Below are 6692 nucleotides of genomic sequence, written 5' to 3' on the forward strand. Positions count from 1 at the left end.
TTGGACCACAAGCCTGTCAATAAGCGAGAACGCTCTTCGCATCAGTTGCGATGACCCGCTTTTGTCCGCTGATGATTGATTTCCTATTCGATTGGCTCTAGGTTTGGTCCAACAAATAGAGGAGGCAACGTCTTGGATCAAGAAGCGGCGGAAGACGCCGGGATCAGCAGTTCCGCCGTCGACCATACGGTGCGGCAGATCCTCGACCTCATTCGCAATCGCGCCATGTCCGTGGGCGACGTCCTGCCCACCGAACGGGAACTTGGCGAACTGTTCGGCGCCAGCCGCAACACGATACGCGAGGCGCTGCGCACCATCCGCACCTATGGCCTGATCGATCCCAAGCCGCGGGTCGGGGCGGTGCTGGCCGACCGCCAGAATGTCGCGATCCAGAATTTCTTTGCCGCCCAGATGGATATTTCGAGGACCTCCTTTCACGACATACAGGGGTTTCGCCGCATCATCGAGGTAAGCATCGGCGAGCACATCATCCTCAATGCCGGCGCCGCCGAACTCGACGCCCTGGACAAAGTCAACGGCCTGATCGAAGCCAGCAAGGACGTCCAGGAAGCAGCGCAGCGCGATTTCGATTTCCACCTGGCGCTGATGAAGCTCGCCGGCAACCGCATGCTCGTGCAGACTTACCAGTTCCTGTCGCCGGTTATTCTGCACATCATGACCGTCGGCAAATCCATCCGGCCGGTGCTGAGCGAAACACGCTGCGCCCATGGCGAGATCATCGCCGCTTTGCGCGCACGCGACCGTATCGCCTACAGCTACCTGATGAGCCGGCATCTCGATTTCGGCCTGCGCTTCGTTCCCGACGACCTCGAAAACGCACGCACCTCGCCGGCAATGCAGGCAGAGCCGGACCCGACATCTTCCAAGGATTTGCATCATGTCTGAATTTGAGAACAAGGTTGCGCTGATCACTGGCACGACCGGCATCGCGCTCGCCACCGCGAGACGGCTGGCGCAAGGGGGTGCCGCGATCGTCGCCTGCGGCATCGACCGGGCGGCAAACGCCGCGATGCAGGAAAGCTTCGTCAAGGCCAGGGCGAATGCGCTCGTGCAAACGGTTGACGTCTCCGTCGCCGATGAGGTTCGCGACGTAGTGGCAGCCGGTGTCAAACGTTTCGGCGGTATCGACATCATCGTCAATTCCGCAGCGATCCATCCCTATGGAACGGCGACGACGACCGACTGGGAAACCTGGAACAAGGCGATGACGGTCAATGTCGGCTCGATCTACCTGACGGCTCATTTCGGCATACCGGAAATGATCAAGCGCGGCGGCGGCGCCATCGTCAACGTCGCTTCGGTGCAGGGCTTCGCCTGCCAGCAGAATGTGGCCGCCTACGCCACGACCAAGGGCGCCATTCACACGCTGACGCGCTCGCTGGCGCTCGACTATGCGGCGGCCGGCATCCGGGTGAATTCGGTCAGCCCGGGCTCGATCCGCACTCCTATTCTCGAGAAGGCCGCGCGTGGCGACAATGGCAGCGATGCCGATGTCGAGGAGGCCTACAGGCGCTTTGGCGCGGCCCATCCGCTTGGCCGCATCGGCGAGCCGGAGGAGGTGGCGGAACTCATCGCCTTCCTGTGCTCGTCCAAGGCCGGTTTCTGCACCGGCGCGGACTACAGAATAGATGGCGGCCTGACCGCCGGCATCGGCGTGAAATGACCATGAAGATCGGTCTTGGCCTTTACCGGTAATCGCTGACTCAAGACAATTTCCGCTTCGCCCGGCAGGCAGGCGCCACCCACATCGTTGCCCACCTCACCAGCTATTTTCGCGGCCGCGACCCTTCGCTGTCGGCCGGCGGCGAGACCGAGGGCTGGGGCGACCGCTCCGGCGACGAGCTCTGGGGCTATGAGGATTTCGCCGGCCTGGTGAAGACCGTGCGCGACAAGTCTGGAGATCGCCGCTATCGAGAATTTCTCACCCCGCTTCTGGTCCGATGTTTTGCTCGACGGCCTCGAAAGGGCGAAGCAGATCGACGAAGCGGCTGGTCCGCGATGCCGAACGCGCCGGTATTCCCTGCATCGGCTACAATTTCTCCATCGCCGGCGTCTGGGGCTGGTCGCGCGGGCCCTTCGCGCGCGGCGAGGCCATATCGGTGGGGCTCGATCTCTCCGCCATTAACCCCGATCTGCCTCTTCCCGACGGCGTTGTCTGGAACATGCGCTACCGCGCCGGACGGCCGGACGCCGAACCGGTTCAGGTCAGCAGTGAGGAACTTTGGCAGCGTTTCGAAATATTCCTGCGCGAGACCGTGCCGGTGGCCGAAGAGGCCGGCGTCTGCTGGCGACGCATCCCGACGATCCGCCCGCCGAGGTGCCGCGTGGTGCCGCGCGGCTCGTCAACCGGCCGGAAAAATACGACCGGCTGATAGACATCGTCGACTCGCCGGTCAACGGGCTGGAGCTGTGCCTCGGTTCCCTCCAGGAGATGCCGGACAGCGACGGCATCTACGGACATGTCAGGCGCTTCGCCCAACGCCGCCGCATCGGCTACATCCACTTCCGCAACGTGCGCGGCAAGGTTCCGACCTATCACGAGACCTTCGTCGACGACGGCGACATCGACATGGCCGAGATCGTGCGCATCCTGCGCGACGAGAACTATGACGGCGTAATGATCCCCGACCATACGCCTGAAATGTCCTGCGACGCGCCCTGGCACGTCTGCAAGGACTTTGCGTTGGGTTATATGCGCGCCCTGGTGCAGAACGCGGCGGCGCTGGGGCCGGCTCGCACCACCCAACCAGCCCGCATTCGGATGCAAGTCTTATGACGAAATCAACGCGCCTCTACGCCGACGACGCCGAAATGTATCGGCTGTTCGAGAAGGAGCTCTTCGTCGCTGACGTCGGCGACGTGATGGACTCGCTCTGGCTGGACGTCGTTCAGCGTGCCGCCCACACAAGCCCGCGGCGCAGAATGGTGCGCATTTCAGGCACCTCGAATTCCTTGGCGACATGGCCGAGCGACGAATAAAACACCCGTCCCCCGCCGTGCCGGCGCTTCCACACCACCGGCATGACCACGCCGTCGATCCATGGCGCGTGCTCGCCCGAGAAGGTGGTCGTCGCCAGCACTTCGTTCGAGGGATCGACATGCATGTAATACTGCTCTGAACGGTAAGGGAAGTCCTCGATCCCATCCATGATCGGATCGTCGCGCCGCACGATGTTCACCCGGTAATCGATGATGTCGCCGGGATGCGCGACCCACTGGCCGCCGCACATGAACTGGTAGCCCGTCGATTCGCGAAATGCGTCGCCCATGCCGCCATGATAGCCGCCGAGGCCGACGCCGTTCTCGACCGCCCTGGTCAGGTTGGCTTCTTCCGACTTGCTCAGTTTGGACATTGTGTAGATCGGCACGATCAGGCTGAGTTCGGCGATCGCCGGATCCGCGAAAGCTTCGGTCGTGTTTTCGACACGCACGGTAAAGCCTTCTTCCTCGAGCATGGCCTTGACGGCATGCGCTCCTGCTTCGGGTTCGTGCCCTTCCCAACCGCCCCACACGATCAGCGCCTGCCGCATCTTCTGCTCCTCATGCCGTTAGAGCAATTCCCGGAAAAGTGTGACACGGTTTTCCGTCAGGAATTGCGTCAAAACAAAGAGATAGAGCGTGTCGCCGTTTCCGTGAAACGGTGAGACGCTCCAGACCAGCGCCCCGGCCGAACGTGGCGGCAGAGCGCAGAGCGACCATCGCTGCAAAGCCCCGCCGAGTCGAGTTTGAAAGAAACCTAGGGCTCAAAACAAAACGGCCCGCGGGAGGCGGGCCGTTTTTTTGGTTGCGGGGACAGGATTTGAACCTGTGACCTTCAGGTTATGAGCCTGACGAGCTACCGGGCTGCTCCACCCCGCGTCAACGATAGAGGTAAGCTCCAGCTTACCAAAATCAAGTGTCCGGCAAACGAAAGGGCCGCTTGCGCGGCCCAGGATCCCGTTTGGCGGGCCTTTATCGTAAGGAGAAGATTTGTCTCCATCCGGCCCCTTTGATCCGGATGTGAGATGAACATGCGCTTGGCAGACCTGGCAGCGACCTACTCTCCCGCGTCTTGAGACGAAGTACCATCAGCGCTGGAGCGTTTCACGGCCGAGTTCGGAATGGGATCGGGTGCAGCCGCTCCGCCATAACCACCAGGTCGGCAAAACGCACGTTCAAATCGAGAAGCTGTTCAAGCGCGATCCAAAGGATCGTCGCAGCGCGATCCAAGGATCGTCGCCTTTGTGCCTTTGACGTTCTTTCAGCCTGGCGCCCTTCGAAGCGAAGCTTCGCAAGGTCGACCGACCGTCGGCGCTGATGCGCCGCACCCACGTAGCGCCGCCCGCGGGGCGGAACAAGCGTGAGCGAGAACAAGATGGATATTAGGAATGAGAACGATCAAGCCGATCGAACTATTAGTACCGGTAAGCTTCAAGCGTTGCCGCTCTTCCACACCCGGCCTATCAACGTGGTCGTCTTCCACGGTTCTCAGGGAATACTCGTTTCAAGGTGGGTTTCCCGCTTAGATGCCTTCAGCGGTTATCCCGTCCGGATATAGCTACCCTGCAATGCGGCTGGCGCCACAACAGGTCCACCAGAGATCCGTCCATCCCGGTCCTCTCGTACTAGGGACAGATCCTTTCAATATTCCTACACCCACGGCAGATAGGGACCGAACTGTCTCACGACGTTCTGAACCCAACTCACGTACCGCTTTAAATGGCGAACAGCCATACCCTTGGGACCTGCTCCAGCCCCAGGATGCGATGAGTCGACATCGAGGTGCCAAACAACCCCGTCGATATGGACTCTTGGGGGTCATCAGCCTGTTATCCCCGGCGTACCTTTTATCCGTTGAGCGATGGCCCTTCCACGCGGGACCACCGGATCACTATGACCGACTTTCGTCTCTGCTCGACTTGTCAGTCTCGCAGTCAGGCAGGCTTATGCCATTGCACTCAGCGAACGATTTCCGACCGTTCTGAGCCCACCATCGCGCGCCTCCGTTACTCTTTAGGAGGCGACCGCCCCAGTCAAACTACCCACCATACATTGTCCCGGACCCGGATAACGGGCCGCGGTTAGACATCCATAGTAATAAGGGTGGTATTTCAAGGGTGGCTCCACCTGAGCTGGCGCCCAGGTTTCAAAGCCTACCACCTATCCTACACATGCCACTACGAATGCCAATGTAAAGCTATAGTAAAGGTGCACGGGGTCTTTCCGTCTAACCGCAGGAACCCCGCATCTTCACGGGGAATTCAATTTCACTGAGTCTATGCTGGAGACAGCGGGGAAGTCGTTACGCCATTCGTGCAGGTCGGAACTTACCCGACAAGGAATTTCGCTACCTTAGGACCGTTATAGTTACGGCCGCCGTTTACTGGGGCTTCGATTCAGAGCTTGCACCCCTCCTCTTAACCTTCCAGCACCGGGCAGGCGTCAGACCCTATACGTCGCCTTGCGGCTTCGCAGAGCCCTGTGTTTTTGATAAACAGTCGCTACCCCCTGGTCTGTGCCACCCTCCTCTGCTTGCGCAGAAAAGGGTCACGCTTCTTCCGAAGTTACGCGTGCAATTTGCCGAGTTCCTTCAGCATAGTTCTCTCAAGCGCCTTGGTATACTCTACCTGACCACCAGTGTCGGTTTCGGGTACGGTCTATAAGGAGGAGCTATTTCCTGGAACCACTCCGCTGCCCTTTCAATCCGATAAGATTGGACAACTTGTGTGATCCGTCACTACCTCCAGGCCCACGAATATTAACGTGGTTCCCATCGACTACGCGTTTCCGCCTCGTCTTAGGGGCCGGCTAACCCTGCTCAGATTAACTTTAAGCAGGAACCCTTGGTCTTTCGGCGGGGGAGTCTCTCACTCCCCTTACGTTACTCATGTCAGCATTCGCACTTCTGATACCTCCACCGCCCCTCACGGGTACGGCTTCATCAGCTTACAGAACGCTCCGCTACCGCTCGTGATTGCTCACGAACCCTAAGCTTCGGTGTATGGCTTTAGCCCCGTTACATTTTCGGCGCAAAGACCCTTATTTAGACCAGTGAGCTGTTACGCTTTCTTTAAATGATGGCTGCTTCTAAGCCAACATCCTGGTTGTTTTGGGATCCTCACATCCTTTCCCACTTAGCCATAACTTGGGGACCTTAGCTGTAGGTCAGGGTTGTTTCCCTTTTCACGACGGACGTTAGCACCCGCCGTGTGTCTGCCGACTAGTACTCCCAGGTATTCGGAGTTTGGTTAGGTTTGGTAATCCGGTGAGGACCCCTAGCCCATCCAGTGCTCTACCCCCTGGGGTATTCGGTCGACGCTCTACCTAAATAGATTTCGCGGAGAACCAGCTATTTCCGAGTTTGATTGGCCTTTCACCCCTAGCCACAAGTCATCCCGAACTATTGCAACAGTTATGGGTTCGGTCCTCCAGTAAGTGTTACCTTACCTTCAACCTGCTCATGGCTAGATCACTCGGTTTCGGGTCTAATGCGACGAACTGAACGCCCTGTTCAGACTCGCTTTCGCTGCGCCTACACCTATCGGTTTAAGCTTGCTCGTCACACTAAGTCGCTGACCCATTATACAAAAGGTACGTGGTCACCCTTGCGGGCTCCCACTGTTTGTAGGCAATCGGTTTCAGGTACTCTTTCACTCCCCTTGTCGGGGTGCTTTTCACCTTTCCCTCACGGT

Annotated in this window: 5 protein-coding genes, 1 tRNA gene and 2 rRNA genes (1 of these 8 cut by a window edge); 4 read left to right on the forward strand and 4 right to left on the reverse strand. The window is 59.1% G+C overall.

From position 1 onward, the window contains the following. Positions 1–132: 132 nt before the first annotated feature. From F3H96_RS23850 to F3H96_RS31290, 4 genes are all read left to right on the forward strand, one after another. Positions 133–906, forward strand: a complete 774-nt coding sequence (locus tag F3H96_RS23850; RefSeq protein ID WP_149804139.1) for a FadR/GntR family transcriptional regulator — start codon at positions 133–135, stop codon at positions 904–906. Then, positions 899–1684 carry an SDR family oxidoreductase gene (locus F3H96_RS23855; RefSeq protein WP_149804140.1) on the forward strand — a complete coding sequence of 262 codons (786 nt, stop codon included), beginning with the start codon at positions 899–901 and terminating at the stop codon, positions 1682–1684. Before F3H96_RS23850 ends, F3H96_RS23855 begins: the two co-directional genes overlap by 8 nt. A gap of 277 nt (positions 1685–1961) precedes the next feature. Further along, positions 1962–2393, forward strand: coding sequence for a hypothetical protein (locus F3H96_RS31285; protein ID WP_244620129.1), 432 nt, complete (start codon positions 1962–1964; stop codon positions 2391–2393). Then, entirely contained in the window at positions 2339–2797 is a 459-nt protein-coding gene (locus tag F3H96_RS31290; RefSeq protein ID WP_244620130.1) for a mannonate dehydratase, read from the forward strand. Before F3H96_RS31285 ends, F3H96_RS31290 begins: the two co-directional genes overlap by 55 nt. A 112-nt stretch (positions 2798–2909) precedes the next feature. On the opposite strand, the gene F3H96_RS23870 is transcribed toward F3H96_RS31290, so the two are convergent. From F3H96_RS23870 to F3H96_RS23885, 4 genes are all read right to left on the reverse strand, one after another. Then, on the reverse strand, positions 2910–3551 hold the full coding sequence (locus F3H96_RS23870) for a ThuA domain-containing protein (RefSeq protein ID WP_149804142.1): 642 nt from the start codon (positions 3549–3551) through the stop codon (positions 2910–2912). Between the two features lie 251 nt (positions 3552–3802). Continuing rightward, a tRNA-Met gene (locus F3H96_RS23875) sits at positions 3803–3879 on the reverse strand. A gap of 165 nt (positions 3880–4044) precedes the next feature. After that, positions 4045–4159: ribosomal RNA gene (gene rrf / locus F3H96_RS23880) — 5S ribosomal RNA — on the reverse strand. Positions 4160–4394: 235 nt separating this feature from the next. Next, a 23S ribosomal RNA gene (locus F3H96_RS23885) occupies positions 4395–6692 on the reverse strand (it continues 561 nt past the right edge of the window).

The organism is Mesorhizobium sp. NFR06 (assembly GCF_900115245.1).
Taxonomy (GTDB): Bacteria; Pseudomonadota; Alphaproteobacteria; order Rhizobiales; family Rhizobiaceae; genus Mesorhizobium.